General features: G+C 65.8%; 16 protein-coding genes, 3 pseudogenes and 1 riboswitch. Of the genes and pseudogenes, 17 read left to right on the top strand and 2 right to left on the bottom strand.

The genetic code is table 11. The features are described 5' to 3' along the window. Window positions 1-17: 17 nt before the first annotated feature. From ACVIIV_RS30890 to cobT, 3 genes are read left to right on the top strand one after another with little or no spacing between them, the layout of a single operon-like run. Window positions 18-695 (top strand): energy-coupling factor ABC transporter permease, encoded by a 678-nt coding sequence (locus ACVIIV_RS30890; RefSeq protein WP_456747548.1) that lies wholly within the window; start codon window positions 18-20, stop codon window positions 693-695. Window positions 696-741: 46 nt separating this feature from the next. After that, complete coding sequence (gene cobF / locus ACVIIV_RS30885; protein WP_456747547.1) at window positions 742-1,491, top strand: precorrin-6A synthase (deacetylating); 750 nt, start codon at window positions 742-744, stop codon at window positions 1,489-1,491. A gap of 10 nt (window positions 1,492-1,501) precedes the next feature. Continuing rightward, window positions 1,502-2,554, top strand: coding sequence for a nicotinate-nucleotide--dimethylbenzimidazole phosphoribosyltransferase (gene cobT, locus ACVIIV_RS30880; RefSeq protein WP_456747546.1), 1,053 nt, complete (start codon window positions 1,502-1,504; stop codon window positions 2,552-2,554). On the opposite strand, the gene ACVIIV_RS30875 is transcribed toward cobT, so the two are convergent. Continuing rightward, a complete protein-coding gene (locus tag ACVIIV_RS30875; RefSeq protein WP_456747545.1) occupies window positions 2,547-3,119 on the bottom strand; it encodes a histidine phosphatase family protein in 573 nt (190 codons plus the stop codon). The genes cobT and ACVIIV_RS30875 overlap by 8 nt on opposite strands. Window positions 3,120-3,191: 72 nt before the next feature. Then, window positions 3,192-3,392: riboswitch (cobalamin riboswitch) on the top strand. 115 nt (window positions 3,393-3,507) lie between these two features. Here ACVIIV_RS30875 and ACVIIV_RS30870 point away from each other — a divergent pair. The 10 genes from ACVIIV_RS30870 to ACVIIV_RS30825 all read left to right on the top strand — a co-directional run bounded on the left by ACVIIV_RS30870 (window position 3,508) and on the right by ACVIIV_RS30825 (window position 19,346). Further along, window positions 3,508-5,865, top strand: coding sequence for a TonB-dependent receptor (locus ACVIIV_RS30870; protein WP_456747544.1), 2,358 nt, complete (start codon window positions 3,508-3,510; stop codon window positions 5,863-5,865). 12 nt (window positions 5,866-5,877) lie between these two features. Next, window positions 5,878-7,302 (top strand): PepSY domain-containing protein, encoded by a 1,425-nt coding sequence (locus tag ACVIIV_RS30865; protein ID WP_456747543.1) that lies wholly within the window; start codon window positions 5,878-5,880, stop codon window positions 7,300-7,302. A gap of 148 nt (window positions 7,303-7,450) precedes the next feature. Continuing rightward, window positions 7,451-8,899: an NAD-dependent succinate-semialdehyde dehydrogenase gene (locus ACVIIV_RS30860; protein WP_456747542.1), complete on the top strand. Its 1,449-nt coding sequence runs from the start codon at window positions 7,451-7,453 to the stop codon at window positions 8,897-8,899. Between the two features lie 210 nt (window positions 8,900-9,109). Beyond that, window positions 9,110-10,627, top strand: coding sequence for a MocR-like pyridoxine biosynthesis transcription factor PdxR (gene pdxR / locus ACVIIV_RS30855; RefSeq protein WP_456747541.1), 1,518 nt, complete (start codon window positions 9,110-9,112; stop codon window positions 10,625-10,627). A 447-nt stretch (window positions 10,628-11,074) separates the two neighbouring features. After that, a complete protein-coding gene (locus ACVIIV_RS30850) occupies window positions 11,075-13,084 on the top strand; it encodes a hydantoinase/oxoprolinase family protein (protein WP_456747540.1) in 2,010 nt (669 codons plus the stop codon). Beyond that, on the top strand, window positions 13,081-14,661 hold the full coding sequence (locus ACVIIV_RS30845) for a hydantoinase B/oxoprolinase family protein (RefSeq protein ID WP_456747539.1): 1,581 nt from the start codon (window positions 13,081-13,083) through the stop codon (window positions 14,659-14,661). Before ACVIIV_RS30850 ends, ACVIIV_RS30845 begins: the two co-directional genes overlap by 4 nt. A 9-nt stretch (window positions 14,662-14,670) precedes the next feature. Next, window positions 14,671-15,966, top strand: coding sequence for an aminotransferase class III-fold pyridoxal phosphate-dependent enzyme (locus ACVIIV_RS30840; RefSeq protein ID WP_456747538.1), 1,296 nt, complete (start codon window positions 14,671-14,673; stop codon window positions 15,964-15,966). After that, on the top strand, window positions 15,963-17,645 hold the full coding sequence (locus ACVIIV_RS30835) for a long-chain-fatty-acid--CoA ligase (RefSeq protein WP_456747537.1): 1,683 nt from the start codon (window positions 15,963-15,965) through the stop codon (window positions 17,643-17,645). The genes ACVIIV_RS30840 and ACVIIV_RS30835 overlap by 4 nt, the downstream gene beginning before the upstream one ends. Before the next feature lie 103 nt (window positions 17,646-17,748). Then, on the top strand, window positions 17,749-18,681 hold the full coding sequence (locus ACVIIV_RS30830) for an N-carbamoyl-D-amino-acid hydrolase (RefSeq protein ID WP_456747536.1): 933 nt from the start codon (window positions 17,749-17,751) through the stop codon (window positions 18,679-18,681). Window positions 18,682-18,686: 5 nt separating this feature from the next. Further along, complete coding sequence (locus ACVIIV_RS30825; RefSeq protein WP_456747535.1) at window positions 18,687-19,346, top strand: flavin reductase family protein; 660 nt, start codon at window positions 18,687-18,689, stop codon at window positions 19,344-19,346. Here the strand turns inward: ACVIIV_RS30825 and ACVIIV_RS30820 are convergent. Further along, window positions 19,343-20,006: pseudogene (locus ACVIIV_RS30820) on the bottom strand (aspartate/glutamate racemase family protein). The gene ACVIIV_RS30825 and the pseudogene ACVIIV_RS30820 sit on opposite strands and share 4 nt — an antisense overlap. Window positions 20,007-20,062: 56 nt before the next feature. Here ACVIIV_RS30820 and hydA point away from each other — a divergent pair. From hydA to ACVIIV_RS30800, 4 genes and pseudogenes are all read left to right on the top strand, one after another. Beyond that, window positions 20,063-21,532 (top strand): dihydropyrimidinase, encoded by a 1,470-nt coding sequence (hydA, locus tag ACVIIV_RS30815; protein WP_456747534.1) that lies wholly within the window; start codon window positions 20,063-20,065, stop codon window positions 21,530-21,532. A 16-nt stretch (window positions 21,533-21,548) separates the two neighbouring features. Next, window positions 21,549-22,524 (top strand): annotated as a pseudogene (locus ACVIIV_RS30810) (NAD-dependent epimerase/dehydratase family protein). 1 nt (window position 22,525) lies between these two features. Continuing rightward, a complete protein-coding gene (locus tag ACVIIV_RS30805; RefSeq protein WP_456747533.1) occupies window positions 22,526-23,275 on the top strand; it encodes an SDR family oxidoreductase in 750 nt (249 codons plus the stop codon). Continuing rightward, window positions 23,272-24,709: pseudogene (locus ACVIIV_RS30800) on the top strand (NAD(P)-binding domain-containing protein). Before ACVIIV_RS30805 ends, ACVIIV_RS30800 begins: the two are co-directional and overlap by 4 nt. The last annotated feature ends 108 nt before the right edge of the window (window positions 24,710-24,817 follow it).

The following is a 24,817-nucleotide window of genomic DNA, read 5'->3' as shown; positions in this document are numbered from 1 at the left end:
CAGGAAGGAATTGAGCCATGCATATCGAACCCGAGGTCGTGACGGGCGCCAAGCTCGTGTTGAGTTACGCAACCGGCATCGCCGCAGGCGGTGTTGCGTTGAAGCTTGCGGCCGAAACCGTGCGCGAGCAGGGCGCCCGCTCGTTCGCGGCGCGCACGCTCGCCACCACGGGCCTCGTCTTCACCTTCTTCCAGGTCCTGCCGCATTTCCCGGTCGGCGTCTCCGAGGTGCACTTCATCCTCGGCTCGACCCTGTTCCTGCTGTTTGGTGCTGCGCCGGCGGCCTTCGGCCTCGCGTTCGGCCTCTTGCTCCAGGGTGTGTTGTTCGTGCCGACCGACCTGCCGCAATATGGCATGAACGTCACCACGCTGCTGGTGCCGCTGTTCGCGATTAAGGCGCTGGCGAGCCGGATCATTCCGCGCAATACGGCCTACGTCGATCTGCAATACCGCCAGGCGCTGGCGCTCTCGACCGCCTATCAGTCCGGCATCGTCGCCTGGGTGGCGTTCTGGGCGCTCTACGGCTCCGGCTTCGGTGCGACCAACCTCGCCAACATCGCGGCGTTTGCCGGGTCCTATGCGCTGGTGATCGTGATCGAGCCGCTCGCGGATCTCGCCGTGCTGGCGCTGGCGAAGTCGCTGCGTGGCGTCACCGCGCCCGGCCTCGTCACCCCGCGCCTGCACAACGCGGCCTGAGAGACAAGCGAAAGGGCGGCCGTGATGGCCGCCCGTCGCGCTCGCGATGCTCACGCTCTCCCTGATAGGCATCGGTTGCGGCGATCCCGAGCAGCTCACGCGCGCCGCGATCCAAGCCATCAACGCGGCCGATCTCGTCCTGATCCCGCGCAAGGGGACTGCGAAGTCTGATCTCGCTGATCTCAGGCGCACGATCTGCGCCGGCGTGCTCACCAACAAAACGACGCGCATTGCCGAATTCGACCTTCCCGTGCGCGATGCAGCCGAGGCGGACTACCGCAAGGGCGTGGACGATTGGCACGATGCGGTGGCCGCGGCCTGGTCCCAGACGATCGCGAGGCACCTCGAAGGCGATGGCAAGGTTGCGCTGCTGATCTGGGGCGATCCGTCGCTCTATGACTCCTCGCTGCGCATTGCGCGGCGGCTCGATCCCTTGCCGACGATCGAAGTCGTGCCCGGCATCACCTCGATCCAGGCGCTGTGCGCGGCGCATGCACTGCCGCTCAACGACATCGGCGAGCCGTTCCTGGTCACGACGGGGCGGCGCTTGCGCGACGGCGGCTGGCCGCAAGGTGTCGATACCGTGGTGGTGATGCTCGACGGCGGCACCGCGTTCCAGTCGCTGGATCCAGAGGGCTTGCAGATCTGGTGGGGTGCCTATCTCGGCATGCCCGACCAGATCATCATGTCCGGCGCGCTGGCCGAGATCGGCCCGCGCATCGTCGCGTTGCGGCAAGAGGCGCGCGAACGGCATGGCTGGATCATGGACAGCTACATTCTCAAGCGCCGGCGTTGAGTGAGGCAGCATGCTTCCCGAATGGGTTTACCAGAACTGCCCGGAGGTCTCCGCGGTCCATCGCGAGGCGGCCATTGCGCGGCAAGCGCAACTGACGAAGCCGACCGGCGCACTCGGCCGGCTCGAGCAGCTCGCGATCGAGCTTGCAGGTTTGCAGGCGACGGAGCAGCCCCGCGCTTCGCGGGTCCCGATCATCATCTTCGCCGGCGACCACGGCATCGTCGCGCAGGGTGTGTCAGCCTATCCGCAAGAAGTGACCATCGCGATGATGGCGAACTTTGCGGGTGGCGGCGCCGCGATCTCGGTGCTGGCGCGCGAGCTTGGCTCGAGCCTGGAGGTGGTCGACGCCGGCACGCTGGCACCAGGGGAGATGGCGGGCGTCGTCACCGACAAGCCGCGCTCCGGCACGCGCGATTTCAGCGTCGAAGCTGCGCTCACGCCGGCGGAATTGGCCTTCGCCTTCGAAGCCGGCCAGCGCGCGGTGGCGCGCGCCGAGGCCAGTCAGCCCGATCTGTTGATCTTCGGCGAGATGGGCATCGGCAACACCACGACATCCGCCGCGATCGCGGCGAGCCTGCTTGGCGTGAGCGCCGAGGAGATCGCGGGCAGCGGTACCGGCGTCGATGCGGCCGGCCGGGCGCACAAGGCGCGGGTGATCGATGCGGCGATCGCACGCCACGGCGTCGCCGGAGCCTCGCCCGAAAAGATCCTGTGTGCCGTCGGCGGCCTCGAGATCGCTGCGATCTCAGGCGCTATCATTGCGGCCGCGCAGCGCCGCATTCCCGTGTTGATCGACGGCTTCATCGTGTCGGTCGCGGCGCTGGCGGCGGCGCGTCTCAATCCGTCCTGCCAGCCGTTCCAGCTAGCCTCGCATCAATCGGCGGAGCAGGGACATCGGCTGGTGTTGCGCGCGCTCAACGTGCAGCCGTTGATCAGCCTCGATCTCAGGCTCGGCGAGGGATCGGGCGCGGCCATCGCGCTGCCGCTGGTCCGCTCGGCCTGTGCGCTTCACAACGGCATGGCGACGTTCGCACAGGCCAATGTGCCGGATCGGCCTAGCTGATCCGCTGATTGACGAAAACGACCCGCCAACCGCCCGCGAGCCGGTCGATCCGGGTCAGCGACAGCGGATCGATCACGAGGCGCAAGGCGGCTTGCGGCGTCAGGTCCAGCGCGATGCAGAGCGCGGCGCGGATGGTGCCGGAATGTACGACCAGCGCTGCGGAGCCTGCGCCAATCCGCGACAGACCGAGCCGGACGCGCGCGACCTGATCCGCAAAGCTTTCGCCGTTCGGCGGTCGTCCGCGCGCCGGATCGCGCCAGAACTGCGCATAGGCATCGCCACCGGTCGCGGCGAGCTCGTCATGCCGATGGCCGGTCCAATCGCCGAAATCCTGCTCGCGGAATTCGCTGACCAACTCCGGTTCGAGCCCCAGTGCGCGCGCCGTGTCGACCGTGCGTCGCGACGGGCTGGCATAGCTGGCGCGATCCGGCGGCAAGCGCTGCCGCAGAGCCGCCAATGCCGCGTGATCGCCGAGGTCGGCCCGCGCATCGGCTGCATGGATCGTCCCGGCCACGCCCTTGACGGCCGCATGCCGTATCAACCAGAGGAAGGTCTCGCCTTCCATGCTCATCTCCAAGGAAGTTGGTGGCTGTTGCCGCAACGCCGCAACTGGCACATTGACTCTGTCTTGGAGGTAATCCTAGATGCTCGCGACGGTTTTCCCGAGAGGGAATGAAAAGGGAATGCGGTGCGGGGCGTTGTCCCCAATGCCGCGGCTGCCCCCGCAACTGTGAGCGGATAATCCTTCGTCACGAGCCACTGGGTCCTCGGTCCCGGGAAGGCGACGAAGCGGTCATGACCCGCGAGCCAGGAGACCTGCCGTCAGCCGTGGTCACACGCGAAGATGTCGGTCGGGGAGTACAGACATTCGGCTTCATCGGACGGCTGACAAGCCCAGGATGAGACCTCGTTCGCTGTGACGTGCCACTGACGTCATACCGAGGTTTTGTACTGTGTCTTCCATCCGTATCGCACGACCGCGCCGCTTCCTGCTTGCCTCCGTGGTCCTTACGTCGTTTGCAGCCGCCGGCCTGGCTCCCGCGCTGGCACAGCAGGCCCGCGAGCCGCTGCCGCCTGTTGAGGTGTCGCCCGCTCAATCCCGCAAGCAGGCGAGGCCAGTGGGCCGGGAGGCGCAGCGCGCACGCCGTGCGGCTGTACGCAGGCCGGAATCTGCATCCGCAGCGCCCAAGCCTGTCGTGCCGACCGCCGCAGTGCAGACGCCGCTCAACAGCAATGCGGTGGCCGAAAGCGCCTCGCGGCTCGGCCTGACGGTGCGTCAGACGCCCGCGACGGTCGAGGTGATCTCGGCCGAGACCATGCGCGAGCAGGGCTATCGCACCGTCTCTGAGGTGGCGCAGGGCGCGGTCGGCGTCACCTCCGGCGACAACCCGGCCGAGCCTTCGGCCTTCTCCATGCGCGGCTTCACCAACAGCCAGATCAACACGCTCTACAACGGCATCAAGATCGGTCCGCAGAACATGACCTCGCGGATCGTCGACACCGCCAATCTGGAGGCCGTGGAATTCTTGAAGGGCCCGGCCTCGCTGATCTCGGGCGAAGGCGCCGCGGGCGGCGCCATCAACTTGGTCAACAAGCAGCCGCACACCGGACCGATCCGCAACGAAGCTGATTTATCGTGGGACTCGCTGAATTCGTTCCGCGCGCATTACGGCTCGGGCGGCAGCACCAACGTGCAGGGGCTGGACTACCGCTTCGACATCAGCCGTTCCACGCTCAACGGCTTTGCCGACGACACCAACGTCAAGACGTTCGGCACATCCGGCCAGCTCAATTACCGCATCTCCGATAGCCTCAAGATCTGGGGCGCGCTCGAATACCGGGAGGATCGCTCGAAAGCCTATTGGGGCGCGCCGCTGGTGCCGGTCGCCTTCAGCGGCTCGCATGCGACGACGGGGATCGTCTCCGGCAACTATGTCTCGAATTACAACGGAACCAATCTCGGCGCCGTCACCATCGACGACCGCACCTTCAACACCAATTACAATGTCCTCGACAACCGCAACGTCGCCCAGGAAGTGTGGCTGCGCGGCGGCTTCGAGCTGAAGCTCGCGCCTGACTTGACGCTGAAGAGCCAGGCCTATGGCTACGGTGCGGAGCGGAAATGGTTCAACAACGAGATCGAGGCGTTCAATTCCACCACGAACCTCGTCGATCGCGAGCGCTTCTATGTGGCACACAGCCAGCGTCTGGTCGGCAACATCACCGACTTGATCTGGGACACTGATATCGCGGGCTTCGACAACCGGCTGGTCACGACGCTCTCGTCGAGCTATCTCGATTTCGTAAGGCCCGGCGCGGCAAACTTTCCCGGTGATTCCGTTTCGCGCGTCGATCCCAACCGCGGCTTTTACGGCCTGCTCACGACACAGCAGCAGACCGCGCGCATCGACAACGAGGCGCTGTCGTTCGAGGACCGGCTGAAGCTGACACGTAGCTTCGCGCTGATCGGCGGCCTGCGTGTCGAGCACATCGGGCTCGACCGCAACTCGACCGACAAGAACGGTCTGGAGAAGGCAGGCTTTCCATTCACGAAAGACTGGGCGCCGGTGACGGGACGCATCGGCTACACCTGGGAGGCCGTTCCTGGCCTCACCTTCTTCAGCCAGTACGCCACCGGTGCCGACATCGCCGCCAACAACATCTTCCTGCTGGGGCCGACCCAACCGCTCGACCTGACGACGGCGCGTACCTATGAGACCGGGGTCAAGCACCTGTTCTGGGACAACAGGGCGGAATGGTCGTTCTCGGCCTACGACATCCTGCGCAAGAACGTCTATGCCGCGGCCGGCGGCATGCAGCTGAATATCGCCGGACGACAGGAGTCCAAGGGCGTCGAGCTTGCCGCCTCCGTGCGCCCGATCGAGCCGCTGCGGCTGTGGGGCAACATCGCCTATGTCGATGCGCGCTATGCCGACTACAATTTCGCCGGTGGCTCGTTCTCCGGCAACACGCCGCCGAACGTGCCGCGTATCGTGGCCAATGTCGGCGCGTCGTATCGGTTCTTCACGCCCTGGCCAGTGGAGCTCGGCATCACCGGCCGCCATGTCGGAGACCGCTACAACACCGATGCCAACGTGGTGACGATGAAGGCCTACACAGTCGCGGACGTTTACGCCTTCATCGACTTCCCCAGGACGGTGTTCGCTGCGGTCGATCAGGCCCGCCTGACCTTCCGTGTCCGCAACATCACCGACAAGCGCTACGCGATCTGGGGCGATCCGTTCTACCCCGACCAGATCCTCCTGGGCGCGCCGCGCACCTACGAGATCTCGGCGGCGTTCAAATGGTAGGGCGCTGAACGCATGATGGGGGCGATCGTCCTGCTGCATCGCTGGCTCGGGATCGCGTTCTGTCTGCTGTTCGCGATGTGGTTCGCGAGTGGAATCGTGATGCACTTCGTTCCGTTCCCGTCATTGACGGAAGTGGAGCGATTTGCCGGACTCGCGCCGGTGGATCGCGGCGGGCCGAGGATCTCGGTGACGGAGGCCGTTGCGGCGAGCGGGATCGTCGATGCCACGCGCGTTCGGCTGATCCAGCGGGGTGATGGACCAGTCTACATCGTGTCGGGACCGTCCCGTTCGCGTGCGGTCCGCGCCTCCGACGGAGCGGATGGGTCAGTGACGTCCGCCGATGTCGCGCTCACCATCGTGCAAGGTTATGCTCGTCAGCGTGGGCTCGACGCGCTGCGGGCTGCGATCGTCGCTCGTTCAGACTACGATCAATGGAGCGTGCCGAACGGTTTCGATCGGCATCGCCCCTTGTTCCGCGCGGCTCTCGGCGATGCCGCCGGAACGGAGGTCTATGTCTCGTCACCGACCGGCGAGGTGGTGCTTGATACGACGCGTAGCGAGCGCGGGTGGAATCTTGTCGGCAGCGTCCTGCACTGGATCTATCCGACGTTTCTGCGGAGCAACTGGGCGCTGTGGGATCGGGTGGTCTGGACGCTGTCGCTGCTCGCCTTGATTGCAGCATTGCTTGGTGCGGTTCTCGGGATCGTGCGGGTGAGGATACGAGGCGGCCGAATCTCGTCTCCCTACCGGGGCTGGCATGTCCTGCATCATCTCATGGGCCTCGTGGCGACCGTGTTCGTGCTGTGCTGGATCTTGAGCGGCTGGCTCTCGATGGATCACGGGCGGCTGTTCTCGCGCGCGCAGTTGACCCCGACAGAGGCCGGCCTGTTGAACGCCGCGCCGGATTGGCGGGACGCTTCACCGCTCGATCTTCCGTCCTCGGCTCGCGAGGTCGAATGGTTCGCCGTTGCCGGCAATGTCTACCGGCGCGATCGGGTTGCCCTTGCCAGTCAGACATTGATCAGGAGAGGGGATGCGTCGCGCGACGGACGGGCGGCATTCCTGGATGCGCAGGAGATCGGGAATCTGACGGCGCGCCTGGCCGCCGGCTGCGCCGCACCGTTCGTGCTCGCCGGCAACAACGACTATCCGGCGCAATCCAGTATTCCGGGGGCTCCTGTCTACCGTTCGACCTGCGGCGATCTCTGGTTCGACGTCGATGCCGCCAATGGCAACGTGCTGCAAAGACTGGATCCGTCGCGGCGCGCTTATCGCTGGCTCTACAGCGCGCTGCACACGCTTGATTTTCCGATTCTGCTGGCTCATGCGCGACTGCGTGATGCTCTCATTGTCGGCCTCTGTACGCTCGGACTGATGTTCTCCATCACTGGCATCGTCATCGGTTGGCGACGCTTGCGGGCTTGGCTGGCAGGCTAAAGCAGGCCGCAACTGCGGGACGCGGTGTGGGTTGGCAGAGCAGCGATGCGCTGAGCGGCATCACGGTCTCTTTTCGCCGGCCGGCTTTCGGTGTAGCTCTGCGCCGGCCTGGAACGGCGGAAGCCGATCCAGACGACGACCGCAAATCATGGAGGCAGCAAGGATGTATCCGAAAATTCAGATGTTCATCGCCGGCGAGTGGACCGATGGGTCGTCCGGCAAGTCGGAGGACATCCTCAATCCCGCCACCAGCCAGCCGATCGGCAAGACCCCGCACGCCTCGCGCGCAGACCTCGACCGCGCGCTGGACGCCGCCAAGGCCGGCTTTGAGGTCTGGCGCAAGATGTCGCCGTTCGACCGCTATAAGCTGATGCGCAAGGCCGCCGACGTCATCCGCTCCCGCGCCGCCGAGATCGCGCCCGTGATGACCATGGAGCAGGGCAAGCCGGTGGTGGAAGCGCAGGGCGAGACCATGCTGGCCGGCGACCTCATCGACTGGTTCGCGGAAGAAGCACGCCGCGCCTATGGCCGCATCGTGCCGCCGCGGATGGGCAATGTCTCCCAGCTCGTGACCAAGGAGCCGGTCGGCCCGGTCGCGGCGTTCACGCCGTGGAATTTCCCGATCAATCAGGCGGTGCGCAAGATCTCGGCCGCGCTCGCCGCGGGCTGCTCGATCATCGTCAAGGGCCCGGAAGAGACACCGGCGAGCTGCATGGAGCTGGTGCGGGCCTATGCGGATGCGGGCATTCCTCCGGGCGTGGTCCAGCTCGTGTTTGGCGTGCCGGCGGACGTGTCGGAATATCTCATTCCGCATCCGATCATCCGCAAGATCAGCTTCACCGGCTCGACTGCCGTCGGCAAGCATTTGGCCGCGCTCGCCGGCCTGCACATGAAGCGCGTCACCATGGAGCTCGGCGGCCATGCGCCGGCGATCGTGTTCGCGGATGCCGACCTCGACAACGCCGCCAAGATTCTCTCGGCCAACAAGTTCCGCAACGCCGGCCAAGTCTGCGTCTCGCCGACGCGCTTCCTGGTTCATGAGAGCGTCTACGAGCCCTTCGTGGACAAGTTCGTGGCGGCGGCCAAGAGCCTCAAGGTCGGCAACGGCCTCGACAAGGATACCCGCATGGGACCGCTGGCGAATCCGCGCCGTGTCGATGCCATGGAAGGCTTCGTCTCCGATGCAGTCCAGCGCGGCGCCAAGGTGCAGGCCGGCGGCAAGCGTATCGGCAATGAAGGCTTCTTCTTCGAGCCGACCGTGCTGACCGACGTGCCGCGCGATGCCCGTATCATGAACGAGGAGCCGTTCGGCCCGCTGGCGCCGATCACCGCCTTCCGCAGCTATGACGAGGTGGTGGCCGAAGCCAACCGTCTGCCTTACGGTCTGGCGGCTTATGCCTACACCACATCGACCAAGACGATGCAGGCCATCGGTGCCGACATCGAGAGCGGCATGGTCTCGATCAACCATCACGGCCTCGCGCTGCCCGAAGTGCCGTTCGGCGGCATCAAGGATTCCGGCTACGGCTCCGAAGGCGGCCTCGAAGCGATCGAGGGTTACCTCAACACGAAGTTCGTTACCCAGGCGAGCGCGTAACAAGCGATCGTAGGGTGGGCTGCGTTCGCGCGAGCCCACCCCACGAAGTCGTCATTCCGGGGCGCGCAAAGCGCGAACTAGGGTTCGCAATTGCGCACCTGAGAATCCATCGCGCAGCGCGTGATGCCGACAAATGGATTCCGGGCTCGCGCCAAGTGGCGCGCCCCGGAATGGCGGTGGATAGTATTTGCGTTGCCTGACGGGCGAGACATGGACAACAGCCGTCACCCGAGCACGCGCGTCTCTCTTGCCGGGATGCATATCGACCGGACTTCCGCGGTGCCGCTGCACCTGCAGATCGCGAAGCATATCCGTGATGGCATTCTGTGCGGCGCTTTTCCCTCCGGAACGCAATTTCTGGGATCGCGCGAGATCGCGCGCGAATTGGGTTGCTCACGCACGGTGGTGCTGACCGCGTGGGATCTGCTCTATGCCGAGGGCTATCTCGCATCGACGCCGCGCGGCAGCGTCATGGTGGCCGCCGTTACGGCCCCGAATGTGGAGCCCGCGTCGCCTGCCGCCAAACCTGCGCACATGTCGGAGCGTTGGCGCTCGCTGCTCGACCTGGACTACGAGACCAACTGGCCCTCCGTGTTTGCACCCGGCGCGCCCGACGTCTCGACCTTTCCGTTCAAGGACTGGTCGCGCCTGCTGCGCCAAGCCTGGAAAAATCCAAGAGAGCAGGAGTGCCTCGATCTTCCGCCCGAAGGCCATCCGCGGTTGCGGAGCGAGATCGCGAACTTTCTCGGCTCCGTGCGCGGTCTCGTTTGCTCGCCGGAAGAGGTCGTCGTCACCTCCGGCACGTCGGGGGCATTGGATTTCTGCAGCCGAATGATCCTCGATCCCGGCGACGAGGTCTGGGTCGAGGAGCCCGGCTTCGTCGAGGCGCGGTGGGCGCTGACGGCGGCCGGCGCGAAGCTCGTTCCGATTCCGGTCGACAACAAGGGGCTGGTCGTCTCGGAGGGAATCCGGCGCGCGTCGCGCGCGCGGCTGATCGTTGTCACGCCGTCGCATCAATATCCGCTCGGGGTCAGCATGGGACTGGAGCGGCGGCTCGAGCTTCTCGACTGGGCGAACAAGAACGACGTCTGGGTGATCGAGGATGATTACAATTCGGAGTTCAGGCATCAGGACAGCATGATCGCCTCGCTGCGTTCGCTCGATCGCGAGGGCCGGGTGATCTATTTCGGCACCTTCTCGAAAATCATGATGCCGAACCTGCGGCTCGGATATCTCGTCGCCAACAGGCATTTCATCGAAGGATTCGTCAAGGGCCGCGCGCGCATCGACGTGCACACCTCCGGCATCGGACAGCTCGCTTTGGCGGAATTCATGCGGGAGGGGCATCTGCTCCGCCACCTGCGCGGGATGCGGCGGGTCTATGCGAGCAGGCGAAAGGCGCTGATCGATGCGATCGCAGCGCATATGCCGGATGACCTGACCGTGTCCTCCGCCGTCACCGGCCTGCACCTGGTGGCGCTGTTCACGGATGCAATGCAGGCACGGATGAGCGATCGCGAGGCGGCCGCGATCCTGAAGCAGGCCGGTATCCACGTGCAACCGCTGTCGCAGAATTTCCTGGAACGGCCGACGCGGCAAGGCCTCGTGTTCGGCTACGGCCGGCTGCGCGTCGAGGATGCCGCTGCGCTGCTTGCGAGAATCGCAGCCTGCATCGGCGGCGCTTCTCGCAACGCACCATCCAACCCGGCCAATACGCCCTCTTACTGATCGTACAATAAAGAGAGGCTGAGCCGACTGCCGTGCATAGCTCGTAGGCACCGGGAGATCCCGCGCTGCCGATTGATCGCCTGCAAATTAGACGGCTGATTCTGCCTGCTTGGATTGCGGTGCAACAGGCATCGCGATTTGCTCAGAGAAATCCGTGGTGCACTGCACGTTTCCGGAGTGGAATGGCGCGCGTTCGCGTGCTGTCTGGGCAGGCACCGCTGCACCAAAACGTGCATCCGGTGGCGCGGTGCGCTGCGCCGGCAGCTTGCTGGCCCAGCGAATTGCGACAACTCTGGCCCTATCGGAGACCACCGCTCTGTCGCACGCTCGCAGACGATGGCATGACAGGGGATGCATGATGAGCGCTCTCGGTTCGGCATTCGAGGTGGCGATGGACGGGAAGGACCCGGCGTCCGGTTCGGACGTCACGCGTAGCTGACCCCAGACATGAGTGCTTTCGAAAACCACTGGGAAGTCGGCACCGATATCGGCGGCACCTTCACCGATATCATCGCCATCAGGCGCGGTTCCGCGGAGGCCCGGATTGCAAAAGTGCCGTCGCGCCCCGGCGCGCCGGTTCAAGCGATGCTGGAGGCGATCGAGGCGGTCGGCTTGCGCAAGAGCGAGGTCAGGCGCTTCGTCCATGGCACCACGCGCGTGACCAACGCGATCGTCGAGAACCGGCTGCCGAAGGTGGCGCTGGTCGCGACCGATGGCTTTGCCGACGTGCTCGAGATCGCACGCTATCGCCGCCGCGACCTCTACCGGCTCGACATTCCCCCGAAATCGCCGCCGCTGGTGCCGCCTGAACGCTGCTTCGGGCTTGCCGAGCGCCTCGATCACGAGGGTCGGGTGCTGAAGCCGCTGGATGAAGCGGAGATGGAGCGTCTGGTCGCCTGGCTGAAGGAGACCGGCGTTCAGAGCGTCGCGGTCGCTCTCCTTCACGCTTATGCCAATCCAGTACACGAGAAGATGCTCGGCGAGCGCCTCAAGGACGTCGTCGCCCATGTCTCGCTCTCGCACGAGGTCAACCCCGAGGCACGCGAATATGAGCGGACCTCGGCAACCGTATTCAACGCCGCCGCGATGCCGATCGCGGTGGAATATCTCAGCGAGCTGGAGCAGCGGCTGCCGATCGGACCCGGCCTGCAGGTGTTTCATTCCGCCGGCGCCATGGTCCCGATCTCGGCGGTGAAACGTCGGCCGCTGGTGATGGCGATGTCAGGGCCGGCCGCCGGTGTCTCGGCCTCCGTCAGCATCGCGCGCCAGCTCGGCACCTCGCGGATGCTGACGTTCGACATGGGTGGCACCACGACCGACGTCTGCCTGATCGTGGATGGCCTGGCCGAGATGACCGACGGCCGCATGCTCGGCGACAAGCCGCTGCGGCAGCCCATGCTCGCGGTGCATTCCATCGGCGCGGGCGGCGGATCGATCGTCCGTAACGGTCCCGGCGGCCTGACGGTCGGGCCGGAGAGTGCCGGCTCCGAGCCGGGGCCGGCCTGCTATGGCCGCGGCGGAACGGAGCCGACCATCACCGACGCCAATGCCGTGCTCGGCTATCTCAATCCCGAGACCAAGCTTGGTGAACGCATCGGGATCGACATCGAGAGCGCCAAGCGTGTCATCGAGCCGATTGCTCGCGCGCTCGGGTTGAGCCTGACCGAAACGGCGCTCGGCATCATCAAGGTCGCGAACGCGACCATGGCCCGCGCGCTGCGCCGCGTCACGGTCGAGCGCGGCATCGACGGACGCGACTGCACGCTGCTCGCCTTCGGCGGCGGGGGCCCGATGCATGCCGCCGGCCTCGCCGATCTCTACGGGATCGCGGAGGTCGTCGTGCCGAGCGCCTCGAGCGCATTCTCGGCGCTGGGCTGCCTCACCGCCGATTTCAGCTTCCTGCAGCAGCAGACTCTTCGCGCAGCCCTCGACGGCATCGATTTCGCCCGCGTGTCGGAGCGGATCGAGGCCTTGATTGCCGATGCCTCGGCGCCGCTTCTCGCCAATGGCGTTGCGAAGGCGGAGATCCAGGTCGAGCTGGTGGCCTTGATGCGCTATGCCGCGCAGAATGACGCCATTCCAGTGCCGTTCACGCTGCCGCTCGATGTCACCAGGCTCAAGCAGGATTTCCTGACGCGGCATCACGAGCTGTTCGGCTATGCGACCGGTGAGCCCTGCGTCATCGAATCCGTGCGGGTGCAGGCGCGTCGCCCGTCGACGACCGTCGTGAGCCGGCCGACGACGGCAGTGAGGGCGGTGTCTGCGGGTACGCGCAGCTGCGCGTTCGACGGCTTCCATGACATTGCAACCGCAATCATCGACCGCGCCGCGCTGACCGACATCGTCCACGGTCCGGCCATCATCGAAGACGCGTGGTCGACGGTGGTTGTGCCGCCGGGCTGGCAAGCGAAGCCTGATACCGCCGGCAATCTGTTCCTGACGCGGAGAACGGCATGAAGCTCGATCCGTTCGTCGTCGAGGTCATCAGGCACGGGCTCTCCGCCGCGGCCGAGGAGATGAGCCTCGTGATGACACGCTCGGCGCGCTCGCCGCTGCTGCGCGAAGCCGGCGATCTGTCGTCCGCCATCACCGACGGCCGCGGCGGCCTGGTCGGACAGGGCCGCGACATCCCGATCCATCTCGGCGCGATGGCCTATACGATCCCCGAGTTGCTGAAGGTGGTGCCGCGGGAGAGCCTGAACGACGGCGACGTCGTGATCTACAATGTCGGGGCGCTCGGCGGCAATCATCTCAACGACGTCAAGGTGGTGCGACCCGTCTTCTTCGAGGGCGAGATCGTGGCCTTTGCGATCAGCCTCGCGCACTGGCCCGACATCGGCGGCACCTGGCCCGGCAGCTACTTCGCCAAGGCCGTCGACACATTCCAGGAGGCGATGCGGATTCCGCCGGTGCTGATCGCAACCTCAGCCGGCCTCAATACGCCGATCGTGCAACTGCTCAAGGCCAACGTTCGCGACGCCGAATCCTGCGAGGGCGATCTTCTGGCGCAGATCGCGGCGACCAACGCCGGCGAGAAGCGCATCGTCGAGCTCTGCCGCGAGCACGGCAAGACGGTTTTCATGGCGACGCAGTCGCGCCTGCACGACCTCTCCGAAATCGAGATGCGCGAGGCGATCCGCGCGCTGCCGGACGGCGTCTACGAGGGCGAGGATTACCTCGACGACGGCAGCGCAAACAACGCACCGGCGCGTATCCACGTCAAGATCACCATTCGCGGCGACGAGGCGACCTTCGACCTCTCCGGAAGCTGCGACCGCGTCTCCAATTTCTGCAACACGACGCCGTTCATGGCGCGCTCGGCTGTCGCCTATGCCGCGCGCATCATGAGCGGACGCGACATGCAGCAGAATGCCGGCGCGCTGCGGCCGCTGACCATCATCACGCGCCCGGGCTCGATCCTCGAGCCCGGCTGGACCGCGTCCGTCGCCGCCGGCAACCATGAGACGTCCATGCGCATCGTCGATGCGATCTTTCGCGCGATGCAGGACACCATTCCCGAGCGCCTCTCGGCCGGCGGCGCGACCACCGCGGGCGTGCTGTTCTTCGCCGAGCCGCGGCCTAATGGTTCGTGGAAGATGCTCTACGAGGTTCATGGCGGCGGCGAAGGTGCGCGGCACGATCGGGCCGGTATCTCGGCAACCCGGGTGCATCTGTCCAACACCTCGAACACACCGGTCGAGGTGATCGAGGCGAATTACGCGATCCGGCTCGAGCAGCAGGCTATCCGACGGAATTCCGGCGGCGCGGGCGCGCATCGTGGCGGCGACGGTTCGGTTCGCACCTACCGCATCCTGGCGTCGTCGATGCACCTGACCACCTGCATCGAGCGCATGGTGATTGCGCCTTGGGGCATGCAGGGCGGCTATCCCGGCAAGGCCTGCCGCATCTCGCTGGTCAGGCAGGGCGCGAACGTCGCCATCGACGGCAAGTCGAACCTGGTGTTGCAGCAAGGCGATCTCGTCACGATCGAGATGTGCGGCGGCGGCGGTTACGGCGCTGCGGCCGCGAAGTGAGGAATTGCGATGAGCAGATTGTTGCGAACCGGGCTGAATGCGGGCGACAGCGCGCCGATGGCCGTGGTCGGCGGCGAGGGCGTCTACTTTCATCTTGCGGACGGCCGCGAGCTGATCGACGGCAGCAACACCGGCGGCGGCCTTGGCCATCGCCATCCCGCGATGGTGGAGGCGATCCGCCGTGCGGCGGATACGCCGGTCGTCAACGAAGGCTGGACCTGGGTCGGACGCGAGCAGGCCGCCGACGATCTCATGACGACGGCGTTCAAGGGCGAGGAGGACTGGGTCGGTGCGGTGCGCTTCTGCATCAGCGGCAGCGAGGCCAACGACATGGCGCTGTCGCTCTGCCAGGCGTTGACGCAGCGCTCGGCGCTGGCGACGCGCGAGCGCGCCTATCACGGCATCACCGGCCTGTCGCGCAGCATGACGGTGCAGCCGCAATGGCACGGGGGTCTTGCGGTGCACGCCGGTGGTTCGAAGCTGCCGGCGCCGATGGCCCCGGTGCGGATCCTGCCGGCGCCGGATGGCGCGATCTATGGCGCGCCGGCCAACAACACCCCGCCGAGCGAATATCTCGCCGATGCCACGCGGCTGCTCTCGGACACGGCGGCAACGATCATCGACTACACGCAAGGCGGCATCTACTACGACGGCGCCTATCAGGACGAGGTGGCGCGCTGTGTGCGGCAGGCCGGCTCGTATTGGATCGCCGACGAGGTCGTCACCGGTGCCGGTCGCGCAGGTCGCTGGTTCGCATTCCAGGGCGCGCAGAGCCGCCCCGACATCGTGACGCTCGGCAAGTCGCTCGGCGGCGGCGCGGCGGCGGTGGCTGCGGTCGTGGTGTCCAAGGACATCGTCGAGCGGCTCAAGGGCACGAGCTGGCAGAACTACGGCACGCTCCGCGGCCATCCGATCAGCATGGCTGCCGTCAGCGCCTACCTGAAGGTCGTCACCGACGACAGGATTCTGGAGCACGTGCAAAACCTGGAGAAGCTGTTCGCCCGACGCCTGCTCGCGATCGCGCAAAAGCATCCGAGCGTGCAGCGCGTGGCCGGGCAGGGGCTGCACTGGACGGTGGAGCTGCACGGCCCGGATTGGCGCACATGGCAGGCCGACACCACGGAGGTGCCGATCGCCTCGCGCGTCGCGGAGCGGGCGCTGGAGGCGGGCGCGGTGATCGGGACCAGCGGCGAGCAGACCTCGCTGTTCCTGGCGCCGCCGCTGGTGATCTCCGAACGCGAGGCTACGCTGCTGCTCGATGCGCTCGACCATGGCCTCGACATCGCCGACAAGGAGCACGGGTGACCGCCGACCACGCAGCACCTCGTCGCTCGCCGGCCTGGCCGGCGGATGAGCCCTGGCATCTCGCGATGCCGTCGGGAACGTTGTACGACGCGCTGGCGCGCGCGGCGGATGATCGTCCCTCGCATCCGGCGACGGTGTTTTACGGCGCGAGCCTGAGCTACGCCGAGTTGCGCGACCGCGTCGATGCGATGGCCGGCTTTCTGCAAAGAGTTTGCGGCATCAAGCGCGGCGACCGCGTCATGATCGCGCTGCAGAACTCGCCGCAATATATCATCTCCTATTATGCGGTAATGCGGGCGGACGCTGTTATCGTCCCGGTCAATCCCATGAACAAGACCGCGGAGATCGCGTATCTCGCCGCGGATAGCGGTGCCAGAATCGCGATCATCGGCAGCGAGTTGACTGAGATCTTTGCGCCGCTGGTGGGCGATGCCATCATACATGCGATCGTCGCGCAGTATCGCGACGAAGTTCCAGCGGGCACGCCCTATACGCTGCCGCTCTGCGTGACCGAAGCGCCGTCGGAGGTGCCGTCATCGCCGGGCTGGCATCCCTGGTCGCTCGCGATCGCGCAAGGCCTGCAGCCGGGCGCGATGGAGGCCGGGCCGGACGATCTCATGATCCTGCCTTACACCTCGGGCACGACAGGCAAGCCCAAGGCGTGCATGCACACTCATCGCAGCGCGCTGTTCACCGCCGTGCTGCAGGCGCGCTGGTACGGACTGGACGGTGGTGACGTGATGACTGGCTTCATGCCTTTGTTCCATGTTGCGGGCATGCAGGGTTCGATGAATGCCGCCATCGTCACCGGCGCCACGCTGCTGCTGATGGCGCGCTGGGACAAGGATCTCTTGCCGGACCTGTTCGAGACCTATGGGGTGACGTTCTGGAATGCGGCGCCGACCATGATCGTCGACGTGCTCGCAAGCGCCAGCTTCCGCGACAGATGCTTTGCGAAGCTCAAGGTGCTGACCGGCGGCGGCGCGGCGATGCCGACGGCGGTCGCCGAACGGCTGAAGGGGCGGTTCGGCCTCGATTTCGTCGAGGGCTACGGCATGACGGAGACGATGTCGCCGACCCATCTCAATCCGATGGCGGCGCCGAAGCCGCAGTGCCTCGGCATCGCTGTGCAGGAGACCGACGCGAGGATCATCGACCCCGAAAGCCTGATCGAGCTCGACGACAATGTCGTCGGCGAGATCGTCGTGCATGGGCCGCAGGTGCTGCAGGGTTATTGGAACAGGCCGGAGGCGGATGCCGAAGCCTTCATCGAACGCGACGGCAAGCGGTTCCTGCGCACGGGCGATCTCGGCTATCGCGATGCTGAAGGCTATTTCTTCGCCGTCGACCGCCTGAAGCGGATGATCAATGTCAGCGGCTTCAAGGTGTGGCCGGCCGAGGTCGAGGCGGCGATGTACCAGAACCGCGCCATCCGGGAGTGCTGCATCGTTTCGGCGCCGGACGATTACCGCGGCGAGACGGTCAAGGCGCTGGTGGTGCTGGATGAAGCCGCGCGCGCAACGACGTCCGCGGACGACATCGTCGGCTGGGCGCGGGGCGCGATGGCGAGCTACAAGGCACCGCGTGCCGTCGTCTTCGTCGAGTCCCTGCCGCGCACCGCCAGCAACAAGATCAACTGGCGGCTTTTGCAGGACGCCGAATGGGGGCGGACGGCATGAAAGCTGCTTGGCTGGAAAATCGGCGCGAGGCTGCGTTATGCTGCGTGCGCCGGAACATCCCTAAAGCCGCTGCCTCCCCCGAGAGATCACCAGGAAATCGCTGATGCGTATCGTCAAAGTTGCTGCCGCCCAGATGGGCCCGATCCAGAAGGCCGACAGCCGCGAGGCCGTGGTCAAGCGCATGATCGCGCTGATGGACGAGGCCAAGAGCAAGGGCGCCGACTTGATTGTGTATCCCGAATTGGCGCTGACGACGTTCTTCCCGCGCTGGTATGTCGAGGACCGGGCCGAGTTCGACATCTGGTTCGAGCGCGAGATGCCGAATGCGGCGACGAGGCCGCTGTTCGAGCGCGCCGCGCAGCACGGAATCGCGATGAACTTTGGCTATGCGGAGCTGACGCCGGACGGTCATCATTTCAACACCGCGATCCTCACGGATAAATCCGGCACGATCGTTGGCAAATACCGCAAGGTCCATTTGCCCGGCCATGTGGAATACGACACCAAGCGCTCGCATCAGCACCTGGAGAAGCGCTATTTCGAGCCGGGCGATCTCGGCTTCAACGTCTGGCGTGAGCTGGGCGGCATCATCGGCATGGCGATCTGCAACGATCGCCGTTGGCCCGAGACCTATCGCGTCATGGGCCTGCAGGGCGTCGAGATGGTGCTGATCGGCTACAACACGCCGTCGGTGAATGCGGAGAAGAGCGAGGAGGGCATCGAGAAGCGCCTGTTCCACAATCGCCTCTCGGTGCAGGCCGGCGCCTATCAGAACGCGACCTGGGTGGTCGCAGTGGCCAAGGCCGGCGTCGAGGACGGCCACCCGTTATTCGGCGGCAGCCTGATCGTCGATCCCAACGGCGAGATCGTCGCGGAAGCCAGGACCGAGGGCGATGAGGTTCTGGTTCACGCCTGCGATCTCGACGCCACCATTTTCGGCAAGACCACGATCTTCGATTTCGCCCGCCACCGCCGCATCGAGCATTACGGGCTGATCACCAGCCAGACCGGCGCGGTGCTGCCGCCGGAGAAGTGACGCCGATGGCGGACAAGGGCATATCACTGCGTGAACTGGATCCGCGCGATCGCTACAAGCTGCTTTGCGGTGTGGTCGTGCCGCGGCCGATCGCGCTGGTGACGACGCTGGACGAGAACGGCGCGGTCAATGCTGCGCCCTTCAGCTTCTTCAACGTGTTCTCGGAAAGTCCCGCGCTGATCGTGCTCGGGCTCCAGCACAAGCCGGACCACTCGCCGAAGGACACGACCCGCAACATCCATCGCGACGGCGAGTTCGTCGTGCACATGGTGGATGAGGCCTTGTCGGTGGCGATGAACGATTGCGCGGTCGACTTTCCCTCCGGCAACAGCGAGGTCGCCGCGACGGGGCTTGCGACACTTCCCTCCGTCGAGGTGAATGTGCCGCGTCTCGCTGCGGCGCCCTTTGCGCTGGAATGCCGGCGCCACGTTGTGCTGAACTTCTCGCCGGATCGCGAGCTGCTGGTCGGCGAGGTCTTGCGGGTTCACGCCCGCGAGGGTCTCATCGACGCCGCCAACATGTATGTCGATCTCGACGCCTACCGGCCGATCGGCCGCATGTTCGGCAATCTCTACACCATGCAGCGGGACACGTTTGCTCTTGTCCGCGAGAGCCATGCGCAATGGCTCGCGCGCCAGGAAACCAAAGAGCTGAAGGACGCCTAGTGAGCCGAGAACCGCACCGTACCCAGCGCTATGGTGACGGCCGCCTGTGTCGGGTCGATCACGGGAATGCGCAGCGCGTCTTCGAGCGGACGGCGATGGCGCGCCATGCCGGCGCAGCCCATCACGATGGCGCGGGCACCGTCCTCGTCGCGCAGCGCGCGGCCGACCTCGATCATCCTGGCGAGCGTGCCTTCGCCCGAGGCGGTTTCCGCAACGCTCATGTTCAGCGGCCGCTCGCCGGCGAGACGGTCGGTCAGGCCCATCTGCCTGAGATAGCGCATGTGACGCGGGATCGAGCGCTGCGCGATCGCAATCACGCCGAAGGTTTCGGCGCGCGAAAGCGCCGTCAGCACGCCGCACTCGGCAATGCCGAACACGGGGCGGTCAGTGCCCTCGCGGCAGACCTGAAGCCCGGGATCGCTGTAGCAGGCGATGACGAAGGCGGCCGAGCTGTTGTCGCTTTCGACCAGTCGTCGCAGCGGCATCGCGACGCTGTCGACATCGGCCTGGCTATCGATGCCGAACGGACCTTCGGCCAGCGACCGGCAGACCAGCTCCGGCCCCGCCCTCGAAACCGAGCGGCTTCAACGCATCCTCCAGTCCTTGCGTGACCGCAGGGTTGGAGTTCGGGTTGATGACGAGAATGCGCGGCCGGGACATGATGGTCTTCCTGCGAAATTACGAGTACGTGCCTTGAGCCTATCACGGAGTGCCTCATGACTGAACCCGCTTACGACCTGATCATCCGAGGCGGCCGCGTCGCCACCACGACCGACGTCTTCGAGGCCGACGTCGCCATCTCAGGCGAGACCATCGCGGCGATCGGCCGCGGACTTCCCCCAGCCAAGCGCGAGATCGACGCGCGCGGCAAGCTGGTGCTACCCGGCGGCGTCGACAGCCACGCCCATATCGAGCAGCTGTCGGCCGCCGGCATCATGAACGCCGATACCTTCGAGAGCGCCACCGTGTCGGCGGCGTTCGGCGGCACGACCACAGTGATCCCGTTCGCCGCGCAGCATGTCGGCATGAAGCTGCCGCAGGTCGTGGAGGACTATCACGCACTGGCGAAGAAGGGCGCCGTGATCGACTATGCCTTCCACATGATCATTGCGGATGCGACCAGGGAAACGGTCGAGGAGCACATTCCTGCGCTGGTGAAGCAGGGCCACGCCTCGATCAAGATCTTCATGACCTATGACCGGCTCAAGGTCGACGACGAGCCGCTGCTCGACATCCTCCTCGCCGCGCGCCAGTCCGGTGCGATGCTGTGCGCGCATGCCGAAAACCACGGCATCATTGCCTGGATGGTGAAGCGGCTGCTTTCGCGCGGCTACACGATGCCGAAATACCATGCCGTCAGCCATGCCCGTGTGTCGGAAGCGGAAGCCTTCACCAGGCTGATCGGCATGGCGGCGCTGATCGATCAGCCGATCATGATCTTCCATGTCTCCACCGCCGAGGGCGCCAAGGTGATCCGCGACTCGCGCGGGCAGGGGCTCAAGGTCTTCGCCGAGACCTGTCCGCAGTATCTGTTCCTCACCGCGAACGATCTCGACAAGCCCGGCGCCGAGGGTGCAAAGTGGATGTGTAGCCCGCCGCCGCGCACGCATGCCGATCAGGAGGCGCTGTGGCAGGCGCTCTCGCTCGGCGATCTCCAGACCATCTCCTCCGATCACGCGCCGTACCGCTTTGATGAGACCGGCAAGCTGCGCGCCGGCCCCAATCCCAATTTCAAGCAGGTCGCCAACGGCCTGCCGGGACTGGAGCTGCGGCTGCCGCTGCTGTTCGATGCGATGGTGTCGAAGGGACGGCTGGGCCTGGAAAAATTCGTCGAGCTGACCGCGACCGCGCCGGCCAAGATTTACAATCTGCATCCGCGCAAGGGCTCGATCGCGGTCGGCGCCGACGCCGATATCGCGATCTGGGATCCCAATCGCGAGGTCACCATTGCGGACGAGATGATGCATGACCTCGCCGGCTACACGCCGTTCGCGGGCCGCAAGCTGAAGGGCTGGCCGGTGTCGGTGCTCTCACGCGGCCGCGTGATCGTCGACGGCAACAAGTGTCTGGCGAGCGCCGGCAGCGGAAAGTTCCTGGCGCGCAGCGGCGGCGAGGCGGCAAAGCCGATCGGCCGGCTCGTGGCCGACATGGATCCGGAACGGAATTTTGGAGCAAAGCTGCTGTGACGGTGGATCGCGCGCGATGAAGATCGTCATCTTCGGCGGCACAGGCTTTGTCGGCCTCAATCTGGCCGAAGTGCTGCTCGCGCGCGGGCACGAGGTGACGCTGTATGATCGTGCGCCGCTGCCGTTATCCGCACAGCGATCTCTTGCCGACTACGGCACACGGCTCAATCCCGTGCAGGGCGACATCACCGACGCAGAAGCCATCGACGCCCTTGTCGCAAAGGGCTGCGACGCGATCGTGCTGGGCGCCGCGGTGACTGCGGGCGATGACCTCGAACGGGCATCGCCCGTGCGTGTTCTCGAGATCAACGTCATGGCGCAGATCCCGATCCTGCAAGCCGCGATCCGCCATGGCGTTCGCCGGGTCGTCAATCTCTCGCTCGGCATCGGCCTATGGCGCATCGGGCGGGCGGTTCGAGGTCCTCGACGAGGAAACGCCCTGCGATCCCGTCTCGTTCTACGCCATCAGCAAGTTCACTTCGGAACGCTCCGTAGCGCGCCACGCCGAGCTCTTTGGCGGCGATTTCCTGAGCGTCCGGTTGAGCGCGGTGTTCGGTCCCTGGGAGCGGGCCGGCGCGGTGCGTGATACACCAAGCCTCCAGTTCCAGATTCTTGCCGCGTTCACGCGCGGCGAACCGGCTCTTCTCCCCGCGCCAGGCATCAAGGATTGGACCTACGCCCCGGACGCCGCCGAAGCCGTCGCCGTGCTGATCGAAGCCGAGCGGCCGCGGCACCGGCTCTATAATATCTCCAGCGGTGCGGCCTGGTCGGCGCTGCAATGGGGCGAGGCCTTTGCGGCGCTGCATCCCGGGCTGGAGTGTCGGCTCGCGTCTCCCGGAGAGAAGACGTTCATCAAGCTCCACGGCGGGGATCGCGCGCCGATGTCGGTCAAGCGGATGGCCGACGAGTTCGGCTGGCGCGCGCGGTTCGGCTGCGCGGAGTCGGCCGCCGCGATGAGCGCCTGGTGGATGCAGCACAGGGAAGGGGTCTGACATGCGGCTGCAGGGGCGCACGGCCATTATCACCGGAGCGGGCTCGGGCATCGGCCGCGCCAGCGCAAAACTGTTTTCCGAGGAAGGCGCGCGTCTCGCTCTGGTCGATCGCGATGCCGCAGGGCTCGAGGAAACCCGGCGACTGGTCGGCGAAGCAACCGTGCATGCTGGCGACGTCGGCGATGCCGCATTCGCCGAGACGGTTGTCGGCGATGTCGTGGCGCGGCACAGCGGGCTCGACATCCTGATGACGGTGGCCGGCTTCTCCTGCGGCGGCACGGTGCTCACGACGAGCGTGGAAGACTGGGATGCGGTGTTTCGCACCAATGTCGGCGGCACCTGGCTATGGGCGCGGGCCGCCGTGCCGCAGATGCAGCGGCAACAGAGCGGCTCGATCATCACGCTGGCCTCGCAGCTCGCCATTGCCGGCGGCAAGGGCAACAGCGCCTATATCGCGGCCAAGGGTGCGATCATCAGCCTGACGCGGACCATGGCGGTGGATTTCGCAACGGACGGCATTCGCGTCAACGCGATTGCGCCGGGCGCGATCGACACGCCGATGCTTCGCCGCAGCTTTGCCCGGCACGCCAATTCCGAGGAAGTGCGTGAAGCCTCGCGCAACCGTCACGCCATGAAGCGATTCGGCCAGGCCGAGGAGATCGCGCAAGCCGCGCTGCATCTCGCCAGCGATGCCTCGTCGTTCACGACCGGCACCGTGATGGTGGTCGACGGAGGCTGGCTCGCGGCATGAGTGAGGCGCTCACCCAGCTCGAAGCCGATATTCGCGCCGACCTGGCGCGGATCGCGCATCCCGGCGCCGCGTGGCTCGAACCGAAGACGGGACCAGATAGCAGGCCGGCGCTGGATGTCCTCATCGTCGGCGCGGGGCCAGTCCGGCATCGCCATCGGCTTTGGCCTGATGCGCTCGCGCGTCAGCAACATCCTGTTGCTCGACAAGGCCGAGGAGGGGAAGGAGGGCCCGTGGCTCACCTATGCCCGCATGCCGACGCTGCGCAGCCCGAAGGACTACACCGGTCCGGACCTCGATATCCCGAGCCTGACCTATCAATCCTGGCACGAAGCCCGTTTCGGCGAGGAGAGCTGGCAACAGCTCGGTCTGATCGAGCGCGAGCATTGGGCGGAGTATCTGCTCTGGCTGCGGCGTACGATCGGCTTGCCGGTGCGCAATGCTTGCGAGCTCCTGGAGATTGCGCCGGCTGTCGATGGCCTGCTCGCCGCGCGCGTGAAGCATGCCGAAGGGGTCGAGACGCTTTATGCGCGCAAGGTTGTGCTGGCGACGGGGCAGGAGGGCATGGGCGGCTGGACTATTCCGGAGCCGCTTCGCGATCTGCCGGCGACTTCGGTCGCGGCCGTCGCCGACGATATCGATTTCGAAAGCCTGCGCGGCAAGCGCGTGGCCGTGATCGGTGCCGGCGCTTCCGCCTTCGACAATGCGGCAACCGCGCTGGAGGCAGGGGCCGCCGAGGTGCACCTGCTGTGCCGCCGTGCGCAGATCCAGGTGATCCAGCCCTATCGCTGGCTGACCTTTCGCGGCTTTCTGCGTCATCTCAGCGATCTCGACGATGCCTGGCGCTGGCGCTTCATGCGAAAAATCCTCGAGATGCGCGAAGGATTTCCGCAACCGACTTACGACCGTTGCGCGCGTCACGCCAATTTCACATTGCACGAGGGTGCGCCGGTCGAGGCGGCGCGCGAGACCGGCAAAGGCATCGAATTGCAGACGCCGCGCGGCGCCATCACCGTCGATTTCGTCATCTGCGGCACCGGCATCGACATGGACTTTGCCGGCCGCACCGAGCTCTCCAGATTCGCTGACAACATCGCCAACTGGGCCGATCGTTACGAGCCCCCCGAGAGCGAACGCAGTGAACGGCTCGGCCGCTTTCCCTATCTTGCCGACGACTATGCCTTCACCGAGCGCGTGCCGGGCAAGACGCCGTGGATCTCGGACGTTCATCTCTTCGCCATCGCCTCCACCATGAGTTTTGGTCCATCAGGGTCGTCGATCAACGCGATGACGACCGCGGTACCCAAGCTGGTGAACGGCCTGACACGCGGCCTGTTCCGCGCCGATGTTGAACGGCACTGGGCTTCGCTCGGCGCTTATGACGTGCCGCAGGCCATCGTTACGCGGCAAGCGCGAACAATAAAGGAGCAGCGATGATCGTCCATGCGCCGCCGCGACGTTGCATGCCCACGCGCGGGCCATGAGATTGGCGCGCAACTTGCTTCTTTCTTGACCAGTCTGCCGGCCTTCCTCTTCGAAAATTCA

The organism is Bradyrhizobium sp. USDA 4354, assembly GCF_054060315.1.
This window is presented reverse-complemented; position numbering and strand designations above follow the sequence as displayed.

What these genes read in the sequence shown, in the direction of transcription:
- ACVIIV_RS30890 (WP_456747548.1), top strand. Translation starts at nt 18, where the DNA reads ATGCATATCGAACCCGAGGTCGTGACGGGCGCCAAGCTCGTGTTGAGT.
- cobF (WP_456747547.1), top strand. Translation starts at nt 742, where the DNA reads ATGCTCACGCTCTCCCTGATAGGCATCGGTTGCGGCGATCCCGAGCAG.
- cobT (WP_456747546.1), top strand. Translation starts at nt 1,502, where the DNA reads ATGCTTCCCGAATGGGTTTACCAGAACTGCCCGGAGGTCTCCGCGGTC.
- ACVIIV_RS30875 (WP_456747545.1), bottom strand. Translation starts at nt 3,119, where the DNA reads ATGGAAGGCGAGACCTTCCTCTGGTTGATACGGCATGCGGCCGTCAAG.
- ACVIIV_RS30865 (WP_456747543.1), top strand. Translation starts at nt 5,878, where the DNA reads ATGATGGGGGCGATCGTCCTGCTGCATCGCTGGCTCGGGATCGCGTTC.
- ACVIIV_RS30860 (WP_456747542.1), top strand. Translation starts at nt 7,451, where the DNA reads ATGGAGGCAGCAAGGATGTATCCGAAAATTCAGATGTTCATCGCCGGC.
- pdxR (WP_456747541.1), top strand. Translation starts at nt 9,110, where the DNA reads ATGGACAACAGCCGTCACCCGAGCACGCGCGTCTCTCTTGCCGGGATG.
- ACVIIV_RS30850 (WP_456747540.1), top strand. Translation starts at nt 11,075, where the DNA reads ATGAGTGCTTTCGAAAACCACTGGGAAGTCGGCACCGATATCGGCGGC.
- ACVIIV_RS30845 (WP_456747539.1), top strand. Translation starts at nt 13,081, where the DNA reads ATGAAGCTCGATCCGTTCGTCGTCGAGGTCATCAGGCACGGGCTCTCC.
- ACVIIV_RS30840 (WP_456747538.1), top strand. Translation starts at nt 14,671, where the DNA reads ATGAGCAGATTGTTGCGAACCGGGCTGAATGCGGGCGACAGCGCGCCG.
- ACVIIV_RS30830 (WP_456747536.1), top strand. Translation starts at nt 17,749, where the DNA reads ATGCGTATCGTCAAAGTTGCTGCCGCCCAGATGGGCCCGATCCAGAAG.
- ACVIIV_RS30825 (WP_456747535.1), top strand. Translation starts at nt 18,687, where the DNA reads ATGGCGGACAAGGGCATATCACTGCGTGAACTGGATCCGCGCGATCGC.
- hydA (WP_456747534.1), top strand. Translation starts at nt 20,063, where the DNA reads ATGACTGAACCCGCTTACGACCTGATCATCCGAGGCGGCCGCGTCGCC.
- ACVIIV_RS30805 (WP_456747533.1), top strand. Translation starts at nt 22,526, where the DNA reads ATGCGGCTGCAGGGGCGCACGGCCATTATCACCGGAGCGGGCTCGGGC.